The 2,686-nt window shown below is 67.2% G+C and carries 3 protein-coding genes; 2 read left to right on the top strand and 1 reads right to left on the bottom strand.

What is annotated here, in order from left to right; genetic code table 11:
• Positions 1 to 992: calcium-binding protein (locus EQG76_RS10705; protein WP_200840724.1), on the top strand; the 992-nt coding region annotated here is incomplete at its 5' end.
• Positions 993 to 1,185: 193 nt separating this feature from the next.
• Positions 1,186 to 2,409, top strand: a complete 1,224-nt coding sequence (locus tag EQG76_RS32970) for a calcium-binding protein (RefSeq protein ID WP_159713217.1) — start codon at positions 1,186 to 1,188, stop codon at positions 2,407 to 2,409.
• 23 nt (positions 2,410 to 2,432) lie between these two features.
• On the opposite strand, the gene EQG76_RS10695 is transcribed toward EQG76_RS32970, so the two are convergent.
• Positions 2,433 to 2,686: GFA family protein (locus tag EQG76_RS10695; RefSeq protein WP_200840723.1), on the bottom strand; the 254-nt coding region annotated here is incomplete at its 5' end.

Below are 2,686 nucleotides of genomic sequence, written 5' to 3'. Positions count from 1 at the left end.
ATCTCCTGGGAGGCGGCGGTGGCGACCGCATCTGGGGCGCTGGCGGACGCGACCGTATCGACGGGCAGGGTGGCGACGACTGGCTATGGGGTGGCAGCGGCCACGACCGGCTCGTCGGCGGTGCTGGGAACGACCGGCTCGCAGGTGATCATGGAGCCGATCTGCTGCGCGGCGGCAGCGGCAACGATGCCCTGGACGGCGGCGAGGGCGTCGACCTGATCCATGGCGAGGCCGGCGATGACCTGGTCGAGGCGGGCAACGGCGATGACACCGTCCTGGGCGGGAACGGCGATGACTGGCTGGACGGCCAGATGGGCTGGGACATCCTGCGGGGTGGGGCTGGCGACGACGTGCTGCTCGGCAACGAGGAAGGCGACCGCATGTCGGGCGGAGCCGGCAACGACCTGCTGGTGGCGGGAACTGCCGGCAGCGACTTCGTGGAAGTCGACAGCGACATCAATGTGGCGGATGGCGGGCCCGGCAATGACGCCATCCTGGGCGGCCTGGCACCCGACCAGCTGACCGGCGGGACCGGCGATGACTCCATCGATGGCTATAGTGGTGCGGACGAGATCATGGGGGGCAGCGGCCGCGACCAGTTCTGGCATGCGTTCGATTATGACCCCGACAGCTTCGACGACTCGTCGGCCGGCCACGATCTGATCACCGACTTCGAGCCCGGCACCGACCGTATCCGCATCGCGGTCAGCCATGAGCAGTTCTGGGAGGACGACCCGCTTCCTGTCTGGCATCTCGACCGGGGCGACCTGGACAGCAACGGCAACGGCATCCTCGACGATGATGACCGCTTCGTCGCCATCGTGGATGTCCGCCATGGCAACGAGACGAAGTCCTCGACCGTGCTCCAGACGAGCAGCCTGCTCGACGGCATCAACGGAGGGGATCCCTTCCACTGGAGCCCGTCCACGCTGACCCTGTTCGGCGCGACCGGCGTGCGCAGCACTGACCTCGATCTCGCCGCATCCGACTGAGCCGGCATCCGCTCGCCGGGGAAGAACAGCAACCGGACAAGCCACTGTTCGGCACCAGTTCTGGCAGGTGCCGGCACGCCGCTCCGGCCGAGCGTTACTGTCGAAGCAAAATATTGCTATTTGTTCATCTGCTGGTATGGTCGCTCGTTCTCGACACACGCACGCCCAACCATTCGCCTCGGGAGGCATCGGCATGGCCTTCATCAAGGGCAGTACAGGCAACGACATCCTGATCGGCACGCCTAGCCGGGACCGCATGTTCGGGCGGACCGGCAACGACATCGTCACCGGCAAGGAAGGCGACGATCGCCTGTTCGGCGGCCAGGGTGCTGACCGGTTGTGGGGTGCTGCCGGTGCTGACCGGATTGAGGGAGGGACCGGCAATGACGCGCTGTTCGGTGGCAGTGGCGCTGATCGCCTCCGTGGTGGTGTCGGTGCCGACCGGATCGAGGCGGGCTATGGCGACGACTGCGTGTTCGGTGGCGCCGGAAACGACTTCCTGATCGGCGAGCAGGGCCGGGACATCCTGCATGGCGGCAGCGGCGACGACACGCTCTATAGCGGACTGCTCTCCACCGGTGCTGCGGATGCCGGCGGTCTGCTCTACGGGGAGAACGGTGCGGACAGTCTGTTCGGCGGAGCGGGCCATGACCGCCTCTATGGGGGCACGGGCAATGACGGCCTGGAGGGATTTGGCGGCAACGACCTGCTCGATGGCGGCAGGGGCGACGACTATGTAGATGGCAAGGCCGGCGACGATGTCCTGATTGGCGGGGGCGGGTCGGACACGATGAACGGCCAGGAAGGCATGGACGTGCTGCGGGGCGGGGGCGGCAACGACCTGCTGGCCGTCGGCACCGGCTTCTACGACGTGATCGAATCGGATAGTGGACCCAACTTCGCCCATGGCGGTGCCGGCGACGACCATCTGATCGGCGCCCTTGGCGATGACCGCCTGATCGGCGGGGCCGGCAACGACCGGATCGCCGGCAATGGCGGCGAGGACCTGCTGGAAGGTGGCACGGGTGCCGACCTGTTCACCCACATCTTCGCCATCGACCCGGAGCGGCTCGTCCGGACGGTCGCCGGCAGCGACCGGATCGTCGACTTCGACCCTGTGACCGACCGGGTGGAGATCAGCGTGTCCGTTACGGCCTTCGACCCGGAGGATCCGCGGCCGGTCTGGCATCTCGACTTCGGCGACCTGGACACGAACGGCAACGGCGTCCTGGACGAGGAGGACAGCTTCGTCGACATCCTGGAGGGTTCCGAGCTGGGCTCGGAGATGACCGTGCTCAACACGAGCGCCATGCTCAACACGATCAACGAGGGCGACCCGTTCCACTGGGCCGCATCCGGCCTGGCCTTCGACGGCGTCACCGGTCTCAAGGAGGAAAACTTCATCCTGGTGTCGTGAAGCTGGCAAGTTTGGCCGTTCGCCTACTCCTCGTAGCGGGTCGAAGGGTCGCGATCCCGCTCGTAGCGCCGCGAGAGCGGGAAGGGCGGCAGCCAGCTCTCGCGGCGGATGATCCAGCTCTCATAGGTCGGTGTGAGCTGGTCCGGGGCATCCAGGGAGCCTAGGTTCACCTCGACCTCGTCGCCGCTGCGCCCGAACACGGTGGAGCCGCAGTGGGGGCAGAAGAACCGCCCGGCATAGTCGCGGGTCTCGCCCTCGATCGTCACCGCATCCGCCG

The sequence above is a fragment of the Geminicoccus flavidas genome, from assembly GCF_009806515.1.
Lineage (GTDB): Bacteria > Pseudomonadota > Alphaproteobacteria > Geminicoccales > Geminicoccaceae > Geminicoccus > Geminicoccus flavidus.
Note: the sequence above shows the minus strand (reverse complement) of the source record. Positions and strands in the feature narration are given on the sequence as shown.

Excerpts from the sequence above, each read along its gene's own strand:
- EQG76_RS32970 (WP_159713217.1), top strand. The coding sequence starts at position 1,186 with ATGGCCTTCATCAAGGGCAGTACAGGCAACGACATCCTGATCGGCACG.